At 46.7% G+C, this 19,974-nt stretch carries 16 protein-coding genes and 6 pseudogenes; 7 read left to right on the top strand and 15 right to left on the bottom strand.

Annotation, left to right across the window (positions count from 1 at the left end):
- Nucleotide 1: 1 nt before the first annotated feature.
- Both EAO37_RS05385 and EAO37_RS09820 read left to right on the top strand, forming a co-directional pair.
- Nucleotides 2-1,348 (top strand): 3-deoxy-7-phosphoheptulonate synthase class II, encoded by a 1,347-nt coding sequence (locus EAO37_RS05385; RefSeq protein WP_120944501.1) that lies wholly within the window; start codon nucleotides 2-4, stop codon nucleotides 1,346-1,348.
- A gap of 43 nt (nucleotides 1,349-1,391) precedes the next feature.
- A complete protein-coding gene (locus EAO37_RS09820; protein ID WP_268877446.1) occupies nucleotides 1,392-1,526 on the top strand; it encodes a hypothetical protein in 135 nt (44 codons plus the stop codon).
- A gap of 2 nt (nucleotides 1,527-1,528) precedes the next feature.
- Here EAO37_RS09820 and EAO37_RS05390 read toward each other — a convergent pair whose 3' ends face one another.
- From EAO37_RS05390 to EAO37_RS05405, 4 genes are read right to left on the bottom strand one after another with little or no spacing between them, the layout of a single operon-like run.
- Entirely contained in the window at nucleotides 1,529-1,822 is a 294-nt protein-coding gene (locus EAO37_RS05390; RefSeq protein ID WP_120944499.1) for a hypothetical protein, read from the bottom strand.
- 14 nt (nucleotides 1,823-1,836) lie between these two features.
- Nucleotides 1,837-2,583 (bottom strand): hypothetical protein, encoded by a 747-nt coding sequence (locus tag EAO37_RS05395; RefSeq protein WP_120944497.1) that lies wholly within the window; start codon nucleotides 2,581-2,583, stop codon nucleotides 1,837-1,839.
- Nucleotides 2,580-3,251, bottom strand: a complete 672-nt coding sequence (locus EAO37_RS05400; protein ID WP_120952124.1) for an ABC transporter ATP-binding protein — start codon at nucleotides 3,249-3,251, stop codon at nucleotides 2,580-2,582. The genes EAO37_RS05395 and EAO37_RS05400 overlap by 4 nt, the downstream gene beginning before the upstream one ends.
- Nucleotides 3,251-4,447 (bottom strand): hypothetical protein, encoded by a 1,197-nt coding sequence (locus EAO37_RS05405; protein WP_235852994.1) that lies wholly within the window; start codon nucleotides 4,445-4,447, stop codon nucleotides 3,251-3,253. The genes EAO37_RS05400 and EAO37_RS05405 overlap by 1 nt, the downstream gene beginning before the upstream one ends.
- A gap of 150 nt (nucleotides 4,448-4,597) precedes the next feature.
- Here EAO37_RS05405 and EAO37_RS05410 point away from each other — a divergent pair, with 150 nt between their 5' ends.
- Together EAO37_RS05410 and EAO37_RS05415 are read left to right on the top strand one after the other, a co-directional pair.
- On the top strand, nucleotides 4,598-6,502 hold the full coding sequence (locus EAO37_RS05410) for a methyl-accepting chemotaxis protein (protein ID WP_120944493.1): 1,905 nt from the start codon (nucleotides 4,598-4,600) through the stop codon (nucleotides 6,500-6,502).
- A 1-nt stretch (nucleotide 6,503) separates the two neighbouring features.
- A complete protein-coding gene (locus EAO37_RS05415; protein WP_120944491.1) occupies nucleotides 6,504-7,643 on the top strand; it encodes a hypothetical protein in 1,140 nt (379 codons plus the stop codon).
- A 63-nt stretch (nucleotides 7,644-7,706) separates the two neighbouring features.
- Here EAO37_RS05415 and EAO37_RS09620 read toward each other — a convergent pair whose 3' ends face one another.
- The 3 genes from EAO37_RS09620 to EAO37_RS05430 all read right to left on the bottom strand — a co-directional run bounded on the left by EAO37_RS09620 (nucleotide 7,707) and on the right by EAO37_RS05430 (nucleotide 10,796).
- Nucleotides 7,707-8,513: a hypothetical protein gene (locus EAO37_RS09620; protein ID WP_235852993.1), complete on the bottom strand. Its 807-nt coding sequence runs from the start codon at nucleotides 8,511-8,513 to the stop codon at nucleotides 7,707-7,709.
- 38 nt (nucleotides 8,514-8,551) lie between these two features.
- Nucleotides 8,552-10,435, bottom strand: coding sequence for a methyl-accepting chemotaxis protein (locus EAO37_RS05425; RefSeq protein WP_120944489.1), 1,884 nt, complete (start codon nucleotides 10,433-10,435; stop codon nucleotides 8,552-8,554).
- A 136-nt stretch (nucleotides 10,436-10,571) separates the two neighbouring features.
- Complete coding sequence (locus tag EAO37_RS05430) at nucleotides 10,572-10,796, bottom strand: hypothetical protein (RefSeq protein WP_162982175.1); 225 nt, start codon at nucleotides 10,794-10,796, stop codon at nucleotides 10,572-10,574.
- Nucleotides 10,797-10,903: 107 nt separating this feature from the next.
- On the opposite strand from EAO37_RS05430, the gene EAO37_RS05435 reads away from it, so the two are divergent.
- Nucleotides 10,904-11,149: an SEL1-like repeat protein gene (locus EAO37_RS05435; protein ID WP_240451739.1), complete on the top strand. Its 246-nt coding sequence runs from the start codon at nucleotides 10,904-10,906 to the stop codon at nucleotides 11,147-11,149.
- A 60-nt stretch (nucleotides 11,150-11,209) separates the two neighbouring features.
- On the opposite strand, the pseudogene EAO37_RS05440 reads toward EAO37_RS05435, so the two are convergent.
- Nucleotides 11,210-11,545, bottom strand: a pseudogene (locus tag EAO37_RS05440) (portal protein); the annotation flags it as partial.
- Between the two features lie 58 nt (nucleotides 11,546-11,603).
- On the opposite strand from EAO37_RS05440, the pseudogene EAO37_RS05445 reads away from it, so the two are divergent.
- A pseudogene (locus EAO37_RS05445) lies at nucleotides 11,604-11,950 on the top strand (portal protein); the annotation flags it as partial.
- On the opposite strand, the pseudogene EAO37_RS09625 reads toward EAO37_RS05445, so the two are convergent.
- The 7 genes and pseudogenes from EAO37_RS09625 to EAO37_RS05475 form a co-directional block, all read right to left on the bottom strand.
- A pseudogene (locus EAO37_RS09625) lies at nucleotides 11,923-12,105 on the bottom strand (DNA cytosine methyltransferase); the annotation flags it as partial. The pseudogenes EAO37_RS05445 and EAO37_RS09625 overlap by 28 nt on opposite strands.
- Nucleotides 12,106-12,268: 163 nt before the next feature.
- Nucleotides 12,269-12,440, bottom strand: a pseudogene (locus EAO37_RS09245) (DNA cytosine methyltransferase); the annotation flags it as partial.
- Between the two features lie 232 nt (nucleotides 12,441-12,672).
- The gene (gene flgG / locus EAO37_RS05455) at nucleotides 12,673-13,461 is read right to left on the bottom strand and encodes a flagellar basal-body rod protein FlgG (RefSeq protein ID WP_120946266.1); all 789 of its coding nucleotides are present in this window, start codon (nucleotides 13,459-13,461) and stop codon (nucleotides 12,673-12,675) included.
- Between the two features lie 63 nt (nucleotides 13,462-13,524).
- Nucleotides 13,525-16,089 (bottom strand): TonB-dependent receptor family protein, encoded by a 2,565-nt coding sequence (locus EAO37_RS05460; RefSeq protein ID WP_120952130.1) that lies wholly within the window; start codon nucleotides 16,087-16,089, stop codon nucleotides 13,525-13,527.
- A gap of 233 nt (nucleotides 16,090-16,322) precedes the next feature.
- Nucleotides 16,323-16,872, bottom strand: a pseudogene (locus tag EAO37_RS09630) (aldo/keto reductase); the annotation flags it as partial.
- Between the two features lie 156 nt (nucleotides 16,873-17,028).
- A pseudogene (locus EAO37_RS05470) lies at nucleotides 17,029-17,638 on the bottom strand (BglII/BstYI family type II restriction endonuclease).
- Nucleotides 17,635-18,522: a site-specific DNA-methyltransferase gene (locus EAO37_RS05475; protein WP_120952133.1), complete on the bottom strand. Its 888-nt coding sequence runs from the start codon at nucleotides 18,520-18,522 to the stop codon at nucleotides 17,635-17,637. The pseudogene EAO37_RS05470 and the gene EAO37_RS05475 overlap by 4 nt, the downstream one beginning before the upstream one ends.
- Nucleotides 18,523-18,930: 408 nt before the next feature.
- On the opposite strand from EAO37_RS05475, the gene EAO37_RS05480 reads away from it, so the two are divergent.
- Nucleotides 18,931-19,875, top strand: coding sequence for a TrbG/VirB9 family P-type conjugative transfer protein (locus tag EAO37_RS05480; RefSeq protein ID WP_240451740.1), 945 nt, complete (start codon nucleotides 18,931-18,933; stop codon nucleotides 19,873-19,875).
- The last annotated feature ends 99 nt before the right edge of the window (nucleotides 19,876-19,974 follow it).

The raw sequence follows: 19,974 nt of genomic DNA on the forward strand, positions 1-19,974 counted from the left end.
TATGCAGACATGGCATGCGCGATCATGGCGTAATTTTCCCATTTTACAACAACCCGCCTACCCCGATTTAGAGGCGTTAGAAGCGGTGGAAAAAACCCTAAGAAGTTACCCGCCCCTAGTCTTTGCTAAGGAAATCCGCACTCTAAAAGAGGCGCTCAAAGAGGCTAGCAGGGGCAGGGCATTTTTATTACAGGGGGGGGATTGTGCAGAGAGCTTTGAAGCCTTTAGCGCAGATGGAATCAGGGATTTGTTCAAGGTGATCTTGCAAATGAGTGTGGTCTTAGCCTTTGGAGGGCGTTGTCCGGTCATTAAGGTGGGCAGGATCGCCGGGCAGTTTGCCAAGCCCAGAAGTCAAGAGAGTGAGCGCATTGAGGGGGTGGAAGTGCCCATTTATCGTGGCGATATGGTCAATAGCATGGACGCATGCGCGCGCCAAGCCGATCCACAAAGGCTATTGCAAGGTTACCACCAAAGCGCGGCTACCTTGAATTTATTGCGCGCTTTTGCTAAGGGGGGGTTGGCGGATTTGGCTGAGATTCAGCGCTGGAATTTGGACTTTGTGAAGAATAACGATTTTGGGCGGCAATACGAAGCCCTAGCCATGCAAATCACGCAAGCCCTAGATTTCATGCAGGCTTGCGGGGTGGCTAACCTACCCACTCTCAAAGAAACCGACTTTTACACCAGCCATGAAGCCCTCTTGCTCCACTACGAGGAAGCTCTAACCCGCCAAGATAGCCTCACTTCCAAATGGTATGGCTGTTCGGCGCACATGCTTTGGATTGGGGAGCGCACTAGGGGCTTGGATCAAGCCCATGTAGAGTTTTTAAGAGGGGTGGATAATCCCATTGGGGTTAAGATTGGTCCTAATAGCACCTTAGAACAACTCTTAGGGCTTTGTAAAACACTCAACCCCTACAACCAGCCCGGGCGCTTGAGTTTCATCGTGCGCATGGGCGCACAGTTGCGCGCCAAATTCCCGCCCCTTTTAAAGGGTATCTTAGAAGCGCGCCAAGAAGTCGTGTGGGTGTGCGATCCTATGCATGGCAACACGATCAAGACCAAGAGGGGGGTTAAAACGCGTTCGTTCGCGCACATCTTGCAGGAAGTCAAGGAATTTTTTGCCATCCAACACGCGCTAGGCAGCTGTGTGGGGGGGATTCATTTGGAGATGACTGGGTGCAATGTAACCGAGTGTATCGGGGGTTCGCAAGCCATCACAGAAGACGCTCTAGAGTCCAATTACCACACCCAGTGCGATCCTAGACTCAACGCCACCCAAGCCCTTGAATTGGCGTTCTTGCTAGCCGACATGCTAAAAAGCAATAGCCAAGTGGCGCGCCATTAGGAATTTTGGCTACAATAGAAATTATTACATTAAAGGATTTGGTATGCGTTGGTTGTTATGGGCTGGAGTGGTGGTGCTGTTTTTCAATGCGTGCGCGGAAACTAAGGCGCAGATCCTAGAGGACGAGAAAGATTACAAGCCCTCAGAGAAGACGATCTGGCAACCCGAGCAAAAATAGCCCTAAGGGGCGGGGTCTAGCAAGCTAGCTTGCTGGGCGTTGGCGCAATCGCGCTTAAAAGTCTTGGTCATCACATTGATCTTGAGTGTGGAGTGGAACGCCTCTTGACAACGCCTTAGCATTCTGGCGCGCTCTTGGGGGTGGGCGCGGTAGTGCTCCACAGAATGGGGTAAACTCATGTGGAATTCCATGGGGGGCAGGCGTTCGCTCTTATCCCCCATACATTCATCGCTACAATAACCACTTTGGGCATGCGCGCCCACTAAGATCAAACCTAAAAGCATCATCCATCGCATTGTCATCCTTTCAACTATTCTAAACTCAAGCGCTTAACCAGCAACCAACGACTCCCCAAGTAAAGCGCGATCACCTTGCTACTCTCTAAAAGCCAAAACCACACCATCGCGCGTGTTTCCAAAAAGGGGAGGCTTAGGTAAAACTCCAAATACCCATAATCTAGACTTTGTTGGTAGAATTGGTAAAGCCAGCGCGTGGGGATGTCTAGGATCACGCTCAAAAGCACAAAGAGGACTAAGCCCGTGAGCTTGGGTAAGAACTTGAGTTTAAAGGCGTGCAAACAAGATAGCACTAATAAAATCTTCAAATACAGTAGGGCAAAGAACAGCAATAAAATCAAGGCATGTTTACCAAAGCGCACGCAGTTTTGGCTAATCGCGCTCAAAAAGGCGCTCAAGAAATTTGGACCATTGTTGAGCGCAAAGGAGAGGGCAAGGGCTAAGAGCAAAAAAAGTAAGCCTAAGACAATCCAAAAGAGATTGATAGCTAATTTGGGGAGTAAGATTTGATCCACGCTCAAGGGCAAACTCCAAGTCAGATACGCCTCTTTGCCAAAGAGTTTTTCAACGATGGATCGCAAAAACGCCAAAGCCAAACACAGGACTAAAATACAGCTCCCCAAAAACACCAGCACCCCGCCCAAGAGTTCTAAAGCCAGCCAATCCGCGCTCACCAACACCATGCAAGCGCACAGAAACGCTTGTGTACCCACAATGCTAGGGTAACTCTCTAAAAAATCGTGCTTGAAAACGCGCTTCATTGCATGCACTCTTTATAAAGGGATTCTAGATCAATCTCTCGATCCTTGATGGAGTGGCAAGCCACCAAACACCCCTGCTTTAAAAACAAGGCGATGTCTAAATGCGCTTGGACATCGTGCACTAAATGCGTGGAGAGTAAAACACTAGCCTGCGCGCATTGCTCCAAGATAAGGGTTAAAATCTGCGTGCGCGCGATGGGGTCTACCCCACTCAAGGGCTCATCAAAGAGGAATAGTTGGGCTTTGCGCGCCAAGATAAATAAGAGTTGGAATTTCTCCTGTGTGCCTTTAGAAAGTGCTTTGAAGGGCTTTTTAAGGGGGATTTCAAAGCGATTCAAAAGGGCTAAAGCGCATTGGGAATCAAAATCTTCAAAGAAGTCGCTAAAAAAAACCAACATCTCTTGCGCGCTGGCATGGGGGGGGATGTAGCTGTATTCAGGGAGGTAAGCCACATGGCGCTTACTCTCCATCCCCACGCTTTGCTTGGCGATCAACACCTGCCCCTCATAGCGCACACACACCCCCGCTAGGATTTTGAGCAAAGTGCTCTTACCCGCCCCATTGGGTCCTAAAAGCCCGATCACCTTGCCCGCAGGGAGTTCTACACTCACCTGGTTGAGGGCTAGGTGTTTACCATAGGATTTGCTGAGATTATTAAGCGTGATCATCAGTAAGAAAACTTCGTAAAGAGCACCAGCGAGGAGTTGCCAATATTGCTCACCACTTTAGAGGAGTAAGAATAGACATAACCAATGCCCGCATCTAGGATCATCTTTTTATACTGCCACACCTTGTAATTTGTCATGAGCGAATACTCTTGGTAAATCCCATAGGCTAACATCAAATCCACCCTAACTTTGCTGGTTTTCATGCCCCCAAAGAGATAGCCCGTATAAGTGTCATTAGCAAAATAGATCGCGGGCACGCCCACGGAGTTGATCCCCCTTCCATAGAATTTACTCTTGTCATCAAAAGACCAAAAAAAGCCCCTCTGCCCGGAGGCAGGCACACCATAAAAGCCCAAACCGAAATTAAAGATTTTATACACAAAGGTTTGATCTATCCAAAACAACCCCCCTTGGGCTTCCTGCTTGATCCCTCCGGTGGCACCGTATTGGTAGATGCCATGCACAATGGTGTAAGACTTGAAATTTTTAGGTAAATCGCGCTGGTATTGCACCTTGAAACCTAATTGGAACAAAGAACCCAAGGCTGGTCCAGGGAGTTTGGTGTCTGCTAGCAAGAAGGGGGAAATTTGCACACCCTTGTCGTTGTTATAATCCATGCCAAAAGCCACGACTTCGCCCCCTACATACTTTTTCTTAGACACCGGATCGTAGGAGGCTAGCGCGTTGATGCTTGTGGCGATCCTTGGACCTTGTAAGTCATTGCCTTGGTAGCCATTATAGAGCATGGAATCCATGAAAATGCCCCAGTATTTGAAATCGTTGCGGTGGATAAACAAGCTCCCACCCTGAATATTGCCCTGAATCCAATCAAAGTCTACAAAATTCGTGTTGAAACGCCCCATGGCAAATTTGAGCCGTTGGGTGTCAAATTTGACATACGCGTCCGAAATATCCCCCATACTCAAATAAGGGCGCATATTGCTCTCCACACTCCCCAAGACATTCCCCACGCTCACAATGGGTTGGAAACGCTTGTTACGGCTATAGACATTCCACGCCCCAATCGCCCCAATCCCAAAAGCCCAGCCATTGTTAAAAGAAAAATTCGTCCCCACGCGCGCATCAAAGCCCACATAACTATGCGGGCGGTGCTCAAAGCCTTGGTTGTAGATCATCCCCAAATACCCAAAAGGGTCCATCACAATCTCGGCTCCTAGCAAGGGTAGACATCCCATTACAGCGGCTTGAAAAAAACGCTTCAAGTTCAACAAGACAAATCCCAAATCTATCGAGATGTCCCTATTATACCCAAAAGATGAAAGAGTTTAAGGGTTTTAAAGTTAGAATGCGCCCTAAGTCCTCGATTCTAACACAAGGCGCAATGGATGAGCTTTAAAGAGAAAATTGCACTGATGTTAGTTGTGGTGTTGGTGTTGAGTTTCATGACCTTTGGCATGTTTGTAGAACGCTTTACTAACAAAATCGTGGTGGAGAACACTCAGGAACACTTGCTTGAAATTGTCAAAGCTAATGCTAATTGGATTGTCGCATGGAATCAAAACACCCGTAGACTCTTTGATGCGGGCGCGCAAGAGATTCGCGCGCATTGGGAAAGCCCTAAATTAGACACCAAAGCTTTGGATCGAACTCTCAAGTATGTCGCAACCACTTTAGACGCGCTGAACACCTATGTGGGGACAGAAGATGGCGCGATGTATTCTAGCTTAATGGCTACCCCAAAGGGTTATGATCCTAGAGTGCGCGATTGGTATAAGAATGTGCGCGCGCAACAAAAGACCGTCGTTTCTGAAATTTACAAAGACGCTTACACCAGCAAGCTCATTATTAGCTACTCCACGCCCCTAATAATCAAGGGGAAGTTTTTGGGTGTGATTAGCACCGACATCGATTTAGACTTCTTTGAAATGCATGTGGAGCGCATCAAATTTGGCAATGGCGGAGGGTTGGACTTGATCGATAGTAGCGGGCTGGTGCTAGGCTCTAATAAACTCAAAGCCGGGATCGATCTAGCCGATGAGAGTTCGTTTTTAAAAGAGATCGCGCCCAAAATTTTAAACACCCAAGAAGGGATGATCCGTAGCGATAAAGAGCACCACAAATTTTTATTAGTCTACACCACGGTGCCGGGTTATAATTGGAAAGTGGTCGCGCGTATCCCCACCCAAGTGGCGTTTAAAAGCATTGTGCGCTTGCGCGCCTTGATGCTTGTGATCTCGCTGATGGCGCTTTTCATCACCTTGAGTGTGATGATCTCTTGGATTTACTACCTCATGCGCCCCTTAGATCGCTTGAAACGCTTGAGTGTGGATCTCACAACGGGGAATCGCGACTTAACCAAACGCCTGCCCTGCAAAGAACAGACTAAACGCAATGAGATCGTGGCGATCACGCGCAATATCAACGCTTTCATAGAGCAAATGCAAAGCGTGGTGCGCCACTTCAAAGAGATTAGCGATCAGCGCACGGGGGTTTCGAGCGCTCTTATGGAGAGCACAACCAATGTCCACACCAGTGCCAACCGTGCGATTGTAGTGGTAGAAAAGGCGGTTGAGCGTAGCCAGCACAATATAGACACGATCTTAGAACATGTGAGCAATGTGGAGGACAATAACCAAAAACTCAACCAAACCGGCGCGTATTTGGGCAGCGCGCACGATCAAATGAGAGAACTCAACACGCGCCTAGAACACAACGCCAGCCAGAGTGTGGAATTTGCCCACAGGCTAGAACAAACCGCCAAGGGCACAGAGAGCATTAAGGAAGTCTTAACCATCATTGACGACATTGCCGCGCAGACGAATTTACTCGCGCTCAACGCCGCCATTGAAGCCGCACGCGCGGGCGAACATGGGCGCGGCTTTGCGGTGGTCGCTGATGAGGTTAGAAAATTAGCCGAAAAAACCCAAAGCAGTTTGGTGAGCATCGATACAACCATCAATGAAATGGTGCAAGGAGTGCAAGACATTAACCACCATTTGGGGCAAAACGCTAAGGAACTCAGCCAAACTTCAGATCTAGCCACCAGTGTGCAACATGTGATGCAACAAAGTGTGCGAGGGATTGAAGAGGTGATCGCGCGCGCGCGCCAAGACACGCAGAGTTTACAAGAGGTCGTGCAGGATAGCCATGACATCAGCCAAGAAGTCAAAGAACTTAGCACCCTTGCGCACGCAGAGCAAAAGGACATTGAAAACATGCGCACTAACCAAACTTCCCTAGACGGTCTCTACAGCGCGCTGGGCACAGAAATCGATCAATTCAAGGTTTAATATGTGGAAAAAAATTCTCATCACTTTACTTTGCTCTACCCTCCCCGCACATGCCCTAGACTATTTCCAAGCCCTCGATCAAGTCAAGTCGTGGTCTGAGGATTTTGTGCGTGGGCTTAAGCACTCCCAAGAGGGGAGCTACACTCTTTATTCTAAAGCTACGGGGAACAGCTTTGTGGTGGGCAAGCAAAATTACATGCTACTCTATGTCATCAATGCCACCAAAGATCACACCCGCCCCTCTGTGGTGTGCACGGGGATTCTCTTTAAAGAGACACTCTACAAGGGTTTTTGTTTGCAAGGTTATGAAAAATTGAGCATGGAAAACACGCAGGATTCTCTACTCATCAAATTGATCCAAACCCCGCAACACACCCCCACGGCTAACACCCACGCCCAAACCCTTTTGGCTTTTAAGGACATTAGGGGCACTTTTTATCTCACCCGTTACGCTAAACAGGCTTTAGATAGCACCCTTTTTCCTAGCGCAGCCCCCAAGACTTTCTATGAACAAGAGAACACGACTTACGCGATGGGCGATGTCAACGACCAACTCTTAAAGAAATTGCAAAACCAGCCAAGCAACCCCACTAGCGCCTCTAGTCCATGCTCCAATACGCCTAACTCTAGCGATTTTAGCCCCTGTGCCCCCAAGTATAAAACTAAAAGAGAGGATTTGCTCTCTTTTAGCGCGGATAACGATCACTACAGCTTTAGCAAACGCACCACCTACTTAGATGACCCCAAGAATCCTAGCTCTGTCTGTGTGCTGACTCGCCACAATGGCAAATTACTCAGCCGCACCCTTTGTATCCAACAAGGGCAGGTGGACCTAGCCTACAAATTCCCCTACCTGACCTTTGAGATGGGGCGATACGACACTTCTGCAGACAATATCTACACCAAGCTCTATGTAACTTTTAAGCTGGTGGAAGGCACTTTCTACCTGCACCAATTCAGCCAACAATTCTTTAGAGTGGGGAGTAATGGAGATAGGCAGGTGGTGCGCACTTTAATTTTTTACCGCCAAAGCAGGGACGATCCTAAAAAGCGTCATCTCCTCTCTTTAGATAGCTTAGAGCCGGGCTTTACGCAAAAATTGCAAGCGCAGTGCTTTGATAGGGGATATTGCATAGACTAACAAGCGGGGGGTTTGGGACAAAGTCAAAAAGATCGCCTAGCGCAGACCCCCCCCCCAGATAACTCAGTGCAAGCTATCCTCACTTTGCATGCTGTGGATCAATTTGTCGATGACGCGTCTTTGTGCGGAGCTGAAGGTGTATTGTAATTGCACGAGCTCTTTAATGCGATCTAGCACCTTAGTGTCCACCACAAAAAGAGCGACCACTCTATCATAGGAGGAGAGGGTAAAAAAGGTCTTCTCTTTGAAAATCTCTGGGGTGTCGATCGCCTTGTCAATGCAAAGAAGTAAAACACTCTTCAAATTATCCGATTTGAGGTGTTTCCTGTCCAAAGCCCAACTGAACTTTTGGTAGATGAAGAAAGCGACCATGCGCCTTGCGTTAAAATACGCGCTCTCTCTAGCCTCTTCCCCACTGGTGGTGGTGTTATTCAACCCATAGCCCATCAAAAAGTGCTTGGATTTGATCTTGGGAGTTTCAGAGGGGATGGGGTTGACAGATTCCCAGAGCACATCAGGACTCTCATCAGGTTTGGGCGGAGGGGTGCGTTGGGATAGCTGTTTGTCTAAATCCTGCATTTTCTTAGCGTTGGCTTCTACAAGAGTGCTAAGTTGCGCGAGCGTGGCTTGTAAGGGTGCTAACTCTTGCTTGATGGGATCGATCTTGGGCTTTTGAGGCTCTTGGGGTTTTTGCTCCTCTTGGCTTGTTTGGGCTTTTTTATCGTGTTTATGGCGTTTTTGCTCTGCCTTGAGCCTTTTAATCTCCGCTTTTTCTTTGACCTCGGTGGGGACATCGGCGCCTTGATATACACTGCACGCGCCCAACAACACACATAAAGACAACGCCCCCCACAAATACTTCTGTTTCAAGCTAGCTCCTTCACAAACGCGCATTATAACAAAACCCGCTAGACTTTAAACTTATTGAGCTCATAGTCAAAGACATCGGCGGTCTTACTCAAAGAGATGCTTGCCTGTGCGACTGCTTGCACGCTCTCTTGATTAGAAGTGCTCAACGCCCCGATCTTTTGGATTTCGCTCATGATGTCTTTAGTGAGTTGGGCGACCTGTTTAAAGGCTTGCGCGTCTTGGATGGTGGTGTTGATGATGCCTTGAATCCCCTGCACATTGCCATCCACCACTTCTTGCAAATTGTGGGCAGCTTGGGAAACCTTGACGATCTCTTGGGCGTTGCTATGCAAATCTTTACTGATGTTATCTACGCTTTGTACCACGCCTGTGATGGTGGAGTCGATCTCATTGAGGCTAGATTGAGTCTTCTCGGCTAATTTGCGCACCTCATCGGCGACCACCGCAAAACCCCGTCCGTGTTCGCCCGCCCGTGCGGCTTCAATGGCAGCGTTTAAAGCCAATAAATTAGTTTGATCGGCGATGTCGGCGATGATGGTGAGCACTTTTTTGATCTCTTGGGTGTCATGGGAGGCGCGCTCTAATCTATTGGAGTATTCCACGCCCAAGTGGGCGTTATTGCTCAAATTCTTGCTAAAGTCTTCAATTTGGCTACGCACTTCCCCTAAGGTGTGGCTGGTATTCACTAGATTGTCGCTATTGTTGGCTGCGTTGTCAGCCCCGCTTAAAATATGGCTTACCACGCTTTCTCCATCGCGCACCACCACTTGGATGCGTTCTTGCTCCTCTTTGGCGTTGTTAGAAACCGCCGTGGAGCTATCTTGCAAAGTGCGCGCGATCTGGGTGTTTTGCGCGCTATTGTTTTTGATCGTGGAGATGACGCTGTGGGTTTTTTCTAAAAAGGCGTTGATACTCTTAGAGATGGTGGCGATTTCATCCTTACCTTTGACCACAACCCTTTCGGTCAAATCGCCCTCTTTAGACAAAAGCGCTTGGATGAGTTTTGTCAAGGTGATGAGGGGTTTGAAGAGAATATGCACGATCACAAAGAACAATGCCAAACAAAGCACCAAAGCCACAATAGAAACAAGCAAAATCGTGTGTTGGATGATATACAAATCCTTGAGCGCGAAGTCCTTATCACACACGGCTAAGATTTTCCAAGTAAAGCCGGGCACGGTGGTATAAACATAATACTTCTGCACCCCATCTACCGCGCTTTCAATCACGCCACTCTTATTGGCTAGCATTTGTTGGAAAATGCCTTTTTTCTCGGGAAACACATCCAAGAAACGCTTGCCCTGTTCTAGAGGTCCAGAGCCTAGAATAAAACTTTGCTGGTCTAAAAAATAAATGCGTTTTTGATCCATAGAATGTTCTCTAGCTGCATCTTCTACATAGGTCAAAGGGATGTCTGAGCCAAGCACCCCCTTAAACACCCCATTTTGGTAGAGCGCAATGCTATAAGAGACCACAAGGCGGTTGGTGAAGAGATCCACATAGGGGTGGCTCACCACTAACTTTCTACTAGCCTTAGCCTCCTTATACCAATCCCGCACGCGTGGATCGTAACCCGTGGGGATTTTGCCCACTAGTTTGATGATACTCCCATCTTCAAACCCGATATGGATGTCTGTAGAATCCATGCCATATTGCACATAATTCAACACGCTATGGATGGTTTTGGTGTCGTGTAAATCCATTTTTTCTAGTTGTGTGGCGGTTTTGAGAAGGGCGGTTTTGATCGCATCGTCCCAGCCTTTCAAAGAGTAAGAGAGCATCTCTACGGCTTCTTGTAAATCTTGTTGCGCTGAGAAGGTCATTCTGGAGTAGAGTCTATAACTCAGAATGCCCGCAATGGTAGCAAAACTCACCAATAATAACGCCGCAAAGGTGAGAGAAATCTTGGTTTTAAAGCTCATGGTGTAACCTTTTCTTGGTAGCAGTGCTACGATAAACCTGAAGAGATAATACCGACCGCCAATGCTAGCATAATTCTAGGCATTTTTAGCCAATGATTCTCAATCGCATCCAATCTTTGGGACACAAAGGGCGTAACTAAGGTGTCTTGGAGCTTAAGAAGTTCTTCTCTAACCACTCCCCCCCCTCAAACTCTTTAACCCAGCTTTCTATCACGCGCGCTAATCTCTCTTTTTGGGGAGCGGCTAGGTATAACACCTCACTACTGGGCAAAAGGGCTTTAGCGCGCGCTTCATCTAATAAGACGATTTTATGAAAACGCCTAGCATTTAGCGCATTGCTATCGCTGCTCAAATAATCCATGATGCAACTTTGCGGGTCTAAGGCTTTGATCTCAATATCTATACCTCCAAGCTTACGATCAAAACGGCTATGACAAGGCTTTAAAATATTTTCAAAAAGCAATGGATATGGGGAGCACAGAAGCGTATTTAAAGGCAGCAGACATGGGGGAGCCTGCAGCTTACAATAATTTGGCGATCATGTATGCACATGGCAAAGGTGTCAAGCCCGACAAAGAAAAAGCGCGCCAATACTACAAAAAGGCTTGTGCTATGGGTGTAAGTAGTTCTTGTCAAGCCCTAAAGAGGCTAAAGCACAAAAGCACAAGAACTAAGCCCTGTTTAGAAAGGAGAGAAAATGACAAGTGTGGCTAAGGATATACTTAATTAAGGTAATCTTAATCATTCTGTGTTGTTTGGCAAGTGTCTTTGCCCCTCTCTATCCCCAATAGCCCACAATTCCACCACCCCTAAACCCCCCATGATCAAATCCCTATCCCTCTTTATCATTTCCTTATCAAAATTGCGTTTCTGGCTAAAATACTTTAATAAATCATTGAGTAAATCCGCTAGAGGCTTGTCCTCCTCTTGGCGTGGGGTTAGGCGCACTTCTTGAATAGCAGAGATTTTATAGCCTAGTATCTTGTTGACAATCATCTTGTAAATATTTTCTACAATGGGGGTCTGTCCGCGTTCTAAGATAATGTGCAGCACATCGGGGGGTAATTGGTTGCCATGGTAGTAGGCTAGAGCCTGCTTAAACTCCTGCATAGAAGTTAAGCACGCCTGAAAATCTAACTTATTAGATGAAGCGCGCGCTAAGGCTTTATTGCCCAGTAGCGAGGTGCTCTATCTAGCCGCCCCCAAAAAGAGAGATTAGCGCGCGTGATAGAAAGCTGGGTTAAAGAGTTTGAGGGGGGGGAGTGGGTGTGGAATAGGTATTTATGGAATGAACAAGCGGGCATTTACAAATTTGAGCCCAAGCCCTTTAAAAATGGTTTGCACCCCTTCATTGTCGCCAAGTTCTACATAGATGAGAAGAATCGCTATTATGGGCTTTTTAGAGACATCAAACCCATGCAAGATTACATCAACTTTGCCGAGAACAGAATGGGGAATATGATGGGGAGTTTTAAGGCGATGTTTGAAGAGCTACTAGGGGTCGCAAAATTTCTTGTGATCGTGGGGGGCGGGTTGCTCCCGGCACATCTTGGCATAATCCGATTGGGGGCGTAGTCCCGGAGATAAATCTCTCTTGTCTTGTCCGCTTTGTAGGCTTTCCATGGTTTGGAAAGTTTAGGGTTATTTTTAGGGCTAGAATGTTCATGCAAAACACCACAATCACACACGCTTCGCTTTAAATGTATAGCAAATTACCTAATGCTGACCAAGGACTAGCAAAATTTTTGGGGCGCGGGGTTTGGGGAAGCTGGAGGGTCCTTTATTATTGTGGATTACACCTACAATTTTATTTAAAAGATTCAAAAATGCGCTAAATAGTTGCTTTTTGCATAGAGGGTAAGCCCACAACAATTTCAAAAAGAAAAATTTCAGGGTGCATGATGGCTAAAATCCGCAAATATTCCTGGAATAAATGGGCGCGGGTCTCCATTTGCCTTTTGCCTAGTGTTGAATAACTTTGGCATGGCGGTCCACCCAATAAAAGCCCAACTCCCCTGCTCTACAAAAGACAGCGGCTACCCTGAATTGTATGGAGCATGAAAACCATGAAATACAATGCGCCCCCATATCTCTAATAATAAGTTCTACCTTGCCACCAAACATAGGACAAACCAATGGCGAAAAACCAGTGCCATTAAACCGCGACAATGGGGCAAGAAACCCCCAATTAGCGACTTCTGTGTGAGACGATCAGGGTTTCTTGGTATTACGCCATCCTAGCGTTTCAAGCTATTGACCGTTTGGAGCATGTTATCTGCCGTTTGGATTGTTTTAGAATTGGCTTCATAGGCGCGCTGGGCGGTGATTAGATCGGTCATCTCCTCTACAAGGCGCACATTACTAAGCTCTAAAAAGCCTTGGCGTAATTGCCCGTAACCATCTCCATTAGGGTTACCCACAATGGCAGGACCACTAGCAGAGGTCACCGCTAACAGATTATCGCCCAAAGCGTGCAAGCCGGCCGGGTTAATAAAATTAGCCAAAGTGATCTGCCCAATCACATTAGAAGTGCTGGCATTGCCCTGAGTCACACTCACCGTGCCATCTACCCCGATACTAATTTGGGTGGTGTCTTGGGGGAAGGTGATTTGGGGGATGAGCAAATACCCCTCCGTAGTAACCATATTGCCCTGATCGTCGATCTTAAAATTGCCCGCACGCGTATAGGCGATCGAGCCATCGGGCATTTGAATCTGAAAAAAGCCCTTGCCGGTGATGGCAATGTCTAGGTTATTCTCCGTCTCTTTGGGGCTACCTTGAGAAAACATCTTGGTAACACTAGAAGTGCGCACCCCTAAGCCCACTTCAATCCCATTGGGGGATTTGGTGGTGTCTGAAGTAGAAGTCCCCGCATATTGCAAGGCTTGGTAAAAGAGATCGTTAAAATCCGCGCGTTGTTTTTTAAAGCCCACGGTATTGACATTGGCGATATTGTTAGAAGTGGTGTCAATATGGGTTTGTTGCCCTAACATCCCGGTAGTCGCACTATAAAGAGATCGCAACATGGTTAGCCTTTATGTGAGATTGATCCCCCATTATAGCCTAAATAATCTAATCCCCCCAAAAATCTAAAAAGTATAGCTCAAGTAGGCTGTAACAGAGCGCCCCGGGCCGGGTTGCAAGCCTGCTGGGCTGGAGCCAATCCCGGTAAAGAAATACTTCATGTTGAAGATATTATTGACCTGCAAGCTCCCCACCACCTTATGCCGTCCGCTTTCCCAAAAGATTTGGCTAACTTCCATATTCCACACCCAATACCAAGGCAAGAGTCCTTCATGTTGGGTCATACACCATGCGGTGCACTGCCCCCCAGCCCCATTAACGACCCCATTAATGGCATTGCTATAAAATTGCTTCCCATAATAACCCCCCGCTGCGCTATTGCCAATCCCACTATAAGCCCGGCTATAAAAGTAGCTAGAGAGCCCAAAGGTGGTTTTGGCATAAGTGTAGCGCGCATCTAGGATAAATTGGTAGGGGCTCACAAAGGGGAAGTGGTGGTTGTAGCTAGTCCCGGGTAAAATATCGCCATTCAAGTCCGTTAGCCTAAAATGGCTAGTAACACGGGTATCAATGTAGTTAAAGGCGGCATGGAATTGCAAGCCCTTAATGGGTCTGTAATATATCTCTAATTCCACGCCCTGAGAGTAGCCATCCACTGGTTGGACCTGACAATTCCCTGCTCCCATTGTGCAAGGGAGTTTAACGGCAAATTGCCCGGTAGCAAAATTGCGCGCCCAAATCCTAAAGAAATCGGCATTAAAACTAAATTTGTCTTTATAGGTGTAGCGCGCACCCACTTCCACAGAGTCAAAATGCTGGGTAAAATACTCTGCCCCGCCATAACTCAACACATCTAATTGGGGGGGGACAAAAGAGCGTTGGTAGTTAAAGTAAGTGAGCAAAGTGTTATTGCCTTGCACGGGGATAAAGCCGATATTGAGCGAGGGCATCCAGTTGTTCATGTGCTTGATCTTGGCTAGATCGGCTTTTGTAAATCCTGCTGCCCAATTAGAGGCATTCTCATTGTTATACTGCACGAAAGCATAGCGCAACCCGGGCACGATGAAAAAACGCCCATCCCAAGTTTCAATGCGATCGCTCAAATACACCGCCGTGTAATTGTTGCGCCAGTTATTCCAGTTATGATATTTGCCATGCTTAATGTGGGGTTTCCAGCCGCTCATCACATTTGCCCCTTCACACAAAACCCCCGCCCCCACTCCGCTAGTTTTGGTTGCGCACTCATTGATATTAAAGTATTGGCGTTGCAAAAAGGCGGTGGTCATGAAGCGCAAACCGGTGATAAAGGTTTGCTTGACTTTACCGGTATTGACCACAAAGGTAACCTTGGGTTCAAAGGCGTTATTGATGGAGCGCACGGGGTTTTCTATCTCCGTCCAGCCAGCATAATTAGTGGCGTAGTAAGGCACAGCGGCACTATAGCCGGGCAAGCCTGCCGCCGCACAGGTTGCAGAGGTGTAACAAGTAACCATGTTCGCGCTGTTATAACTAGAGCTCACTTGGAAATCTCTGGTCATAAACTGCCCGTAATAGGTGAAAGTAAAGGTCCCCCCCACCTTTTCTAAATCCCCAAAGCGATTTTCATACACGATCCCAAAGCGTTGCGATCGCCCGCCTTTGGCATTGAAAGGGCGCAGATTAGCAAAGCGGTTAATCTTATAGTCTTGTTCGCTTAAGGATCCAGGCTGGGCGATGTTGAATTTATAATACTGGTAGTAGGCTTTGATGCCATTGTTTTCGTTAATGTCATAGACCCCATCTAGCCAGTAGTTTTGGATATTAGTCGGGCTATTATCCCTAAAGCCCTGCCCCATCACCCAGTTAGCCTGCGCTTGCACCCCAAAGTGCTTATTAATCATCCCCCCACTTCTAACATAGGTGTTGTAGAGTAGGTTATTACTCAGAGATTTAAGAAAAGAGGAATTGTTATTATTGGGGCTATTAAAACCCGCAAAAGAGGAATCACCGGCATGCGTGTTAGCAAAGCCCGCATTTCTAGCCTTAGCCCAAAAAGTCATTCTTTCAGCCGCTTGGTTTTCCCATTTACGAGGAATGGGCTTGGTGATGATATTGACAATGCCCCCGTAAGTGTTAGGTCCATATTGCACACTCCCCCCACCCTTGATCACATCAATGCGATCGATGGCTTGGAAAGTTACTGGGAAGATGTCTAGCTCAATGTGCGAATAGGGAGCCATATACACAGGGATGCCATTAACCAGCATAAGAGTTGCGTTACTATGCCCTGAGCCCCCCGCCCCAAAGCCACGCACTTGGATGGTGGGCATTGCCCCCACACCGGTGGCATTGCGCACCTGCATGCCCGGGACATTTTGCAAGGCTTCTTCAATGCTTTGGTTAGCTTGTTGGGTGAGGGCTTTATTAGAGATCACCGTGCGGCTACCGGTGTATTTTTTCACCTCCTCATCTTGCCAGCTTTTAGGCGCAGTGATCCCGCTATAACCTAAATTAACTTGCCCTGAGTAGTCGGTTCTATCCTTTTGCCCTGAAGTGGAAACCTTGCCTAAAGTGTAGGTCTTATCCTTAGCTAGTAAGGCATCTCCACAAACTAAACTCGCCCCCAAGGCCAAGAGTAACTTCTTATCCATAGCGAACCTTTATACCTAAAATCAAAGACCAAACCCTGCGGTGTGCATTCTCATTAAAAACACCCCGCTTGAATTAGTGCATTCTAGCTTATCAATCTTATTTTTTACTTAATAATCTTATTTTTATATTATTTCTGTAGTCTATTTTATGATTAAAATATTATAATAGAGTATAGCCATTGTTTGGTTTAGTGATCACCATCAAACGCCTCTAGCTCTCATGCCTTCAATACCACGCTTAAGGCCCCGATATTTTCTACTAAACGGCTCTCTTTAGTCGTGTCAAAGAGTAGGATCACGCCCTGTTGGGTGTGTAAAATCCACGAAAGGGCGGGCGATTTGGGCGGGTATGGCGTTTTTGCATTGGGCTGTGTCTTTTAAAAGCCCCACAAGTACATAATGTTTAGCTAAATTCTCTAGGCTAAATTTGAACACAACACTTCTAAAATCCTCTTTAGCAAAGGTGCTATTTTTGCCAAACTTATCCCCAAAAAGCCCTTACCTAAAGGCGAAAAGCCCACAAAGACAATATGGTGCGCCCCACAAAAACCTAAAATCTCTTGTTCTGGCGCACGCCACGCAATGCTCACTTTGCAGCACACTTAAAGGACAAATGGCATGCGCTTTTTTAAACTCTCTAACCACGCTTGCTCATCTCCCATGCCTTGATTTTGCCATCCTTATGAGTATTTGTACTGTGTTTGCGACCTCCTCTATGGGCGTGTCAGGATCGACTCTGCGTTGGTAGTAAAGATCTAAGCCCTCGACCCCTATCGTTTTAAGCTGTGTGTTTCTACATAGCCAAACTTAGCCCATACAGGCTAAAGGGCTGACTTGAAATTGCCCTAATTTGTGGTGTTGGATTGCTCCTTAATTTAATGGAGTTTGGTTGTAAAACCTGACACCTAGTGTTTGTCAAGAGGGTGCTAGCCAAAGATTTTAGGGCTCAATCCCTATTAAGACTAGAGGCACAGCCGGGGTGTTGCGCCCCTGTCTGTAGAGATTATACACTTCACTTTCATAATAGGCAATCCCACTTGACATTTGCGTACACATCGCTTTAGTGGGGATGATTTCAATCCCCACATCAATGGCATTCGCCACATAGAACGCCATATGTTTCACAAAGAGATCGTAAGCCACAAAAGCGTATTTGCCAAATTGCACTTCTATAGCGATACGCTCTTTTAAAAAGTCGGTTTGGTTATAAGAAAAAAGCTACCTGCCCTTGTGATTCTATGACACTCTTTTGCATCTCAGGGTTTAGATACATAGTTTCAAAGGCTAGAGATTGGTCGGGCGTTAAATAATAACTTTGCCTATTTTCTAGCCAACCCAAAGCGTTGAATGCCAGTTTAAAAGCCTTATTGATCTCTACAGGCGAAAATAGATGAACGCCTATTCTGCCCTTTTCTTGGGAAGTTTTCGTCTGGCATGCGTAGGCGTTTATATTTACAATCACTCCCATAATCTCTTGCCACAAATTAGAATGATGCACCTGTAAAAACTCCCACCCATTGAGGTGGGAGTGCCAATACGCAATTTTCAATACACCCCCAATCCGCGCCACTCCTCTGGTACGCGTGCCACGCTGTCATTTTTAGGGGTGTAAATTTCTTGGCTCATCTCACGCCACTTAAGCGTGCCTTTAAAAAAGTCTAACACCCGTTCTCTAGCAATTTGGCAATATAATTCTTCTTTCTCCACGCACACCGCTTTTCTGCCATTTTTCAGTGCACTGATTAAGGTTGTCCCCACACCCCCAAAGGGGTCTAAAATACGATCCCCCGGATGGCTCAAGGCTAAAACCAAACGATCAACTAATTCGATAGGGAATTGGCAAGGATGGGCGGTTTTCTCCACATGGTTGCTTTTGACATTGACAATATCCCAAATTTGGCACTCCCAATCCCTAAGCACAATCTCCCACACATCGGCTGGGTTTTTACCCTTAGGGTTGCCAGAGAGTTGCCCCTTTTTTGCCCCCTTAAAGTGGCGCTTACCGGGATATTTAGCGGGTATGCGCACGCTATCTAAGTTAAAGGTGTATGAATCGCCTTTGCTAAACCAAAGGATGCTTTCATAACGCCCGCTAAACCTAAGCTTAGAGTGCAAGCCATGCCCAAATCTCCAAATGATGCGGTTTCTGAGTTTAAAGCCTAAATCTTTAAAAAGGGGGTAAAAGTAAATGTCTAAAGGATAAACTTCTTTATTTTGAATGAAATTGCCCACTTGCCACGCCACGCTCCCATTCTCTTTAAGCACCCTTTTAAGCTCTTTTAACACGGGTTTAAAGCCTGCTAAATAGTCCTCTAGGCTTTTTATCTTTTCGTAATCTTTGCCCACATTGTAGGGGGGAGAGGTGATGATACAATCAAAACTAGAGTCTTTTGTTTGTTTGAGGACATCTAGAGTAGAGCCATGGATCACCATTTTAAACTCCTTACTGCCGGTGTATTTCCCATTCTGTCAATGATATGCATGGATATGCTTAAGAAAGCTTAAAAGACATACTTTAAGTTTAACATTTTTCTAGAGAAATACCAACTTGTTAGCCCCTTGAAGACCAAATCAATCCCCCAATACCTGCAAAAAGATCGATAAAGACAGTAAATCCCCCAATCTTTCTAAGCAGAGATTAAGGTGGCGTTGTCAAATTTGCCCTTGCTAGGGTGTGCAAATGGGCTTAATCTTGAAGGCTGTGGTGCTTGTGTAGCACGGTTTTTGGGGTGGTAGCTAGGGGCTAGTGCCAAACCAAGATACTAAAAATCTTGCGCTTAATGGCGATTGCTGGCATTTTGTGTTAGCATGCGCGCTATGAAGTTTTTAGGATTAGCATCAGTGGCCATAGTTTCTGTATTATCTACAGGGCTTTGGGGGATTGAAACTCCAGGAGTGGTGCAACCTCCCCAAGAGTCCCAAGAAGAAGAGCAAGAAACCCCTCTCCACCCTATGCAGGATCTCAATGCCATCCAAGGGAGTTTTTTCTACAAGAAACGCCAAGACTTGGATAACACTTTGTTCATTGACTACCATTTAGGCGAAACCCATAAAATCCGCCTGCGCTACGCGATGGTAACCATGTTTGTCTTTGAAGAACCCATTTTAGAAGTGATCTTGGGCGATTCGGTGGGTTTTAGTAGTAAGGTATTGGGCACAGACCAACACCAAAATAGCAATGTGCTCTTAATCAAGCCCTTGCAGATTGGCATCGACTCCAATTTAGATGTCATTGGCAAGAGTGGCAAGATTTATGCCTTTTACATTTTTTCTACCACTTTCACCAGTTCTAAAAACCCCACTCTAAGCGTCTATGTTTCCCAACGCCATTTTTTCGCCCACCAAGAACAAACCCAAGCCCTTTTACAATCCCCTCTTGAAGACACCCCGCCTAGTTACCAAGCCCAAGATGACACACGCTATTTTAGGATCGGCGATGCCACTAACGCAATGTTTATAGAAAAGAGTCAAATCCAAAGGGGGTATCGCCTATTACAAGAAAGAAAACGCGCGTGGTTTTGTCTATGGCTTTGCAAGGTTGCCTTCAAACGCAAAAGCCCCATTGTCCCCCTAGATATTTTCAATGACGCGCATTTTACCTATTTCAAATTCAACCGCCACCACTCCCAAGTCAAATTCCCCGTGCTCTATAAGGTTGTAGATGGCTATGATAATCCCATTAATACGCGCATTGTAGGGGATTATTTGATCGCTGAAGACATCGCGGACAAATGGACGCTCAGGGAAGGAAAACAGCACGCCTGTGTGCGCCGCACTAAGCCATGAAACAATGGGGGCGCAAAATCCTCGTTCTTTTGGGCGCGATGGCGGGTATCATCGCCCTTTCCTTGTGGGTACACCGCCCCGCCCCGCCCCCGCCCCCTG

The organism is Helicobacter sp. L8, from assembly GCF_003660355.1.
GTDB lineage: Bacteria > Campylobacterota > Campylobacteria > Campylobacterales > Helicobacteraceae > Helicobacter > Helicobacter labacensis.